At 68.3% G+C, this 495-nt stretch carries 1 protein-coding gene; it reads left to right on the forward strand.

Translation table 11 applies throughout. The features are described 5' to 3' along the window. On the forward strand, window positions 1-495 hold a 495-nt coding region (locus FQ755_RS08330; protein WP_144153003.1), incomplete at both ends, for a DUF1214 domain-containing protein.

Consider the following 495-nt stretch of genomic DNA (forward strand, 5'->3'; position numbering starts at 1 on the left):
GACGCCGGACGAACCGGTGAAGTTGCCGAACGCGCCCGAAGCCATCACGGCCGGTCTCGCCGACGGTCACGAGCGCGTGGTTACGCCGCCGTCCAATCTGCTGAGCGGCAACGGTTGGAGCTGGTTCGGCGACGGCGTCGGCAACTACGGTCCCGACTACGCGATGCGCGCCTACGCTGCGGCTGTCCAGCCCGGCATCGGCACGAAGGACGACGAAGTGAGCGCGGTCGTGACGCAGGATAGCGACGGTCATGCGCTCAACGGCGCCAACCGCTATGTGATTCACTTTGCGCCGAACCAGTTGCCGCCGGCGCGCGGCTTCTGGTCGATCACCGCTTATACCAGGGACGGCGCATTGGGCGAAAGCGCGCCGGCGCGTCTGGCAGTCGGCGATCGCAACGGGGCACGCCGCAATCGCGACGGTTCGCTCGACGTGACGGTGTCGTCGGCTCGCGCCAAAAGCGCGAACTGGCTACCGGCGCCGCGCGCCGATCT

The organism is Paraburkholderia sp. BCC1885 (assembly GCF_900996235.1).
Lineage (GTDB): Bacteria > Pseudomonadota > Gammaproteobacteria > Burkholderiales > Burkholderiaceae > Paraburkholderia.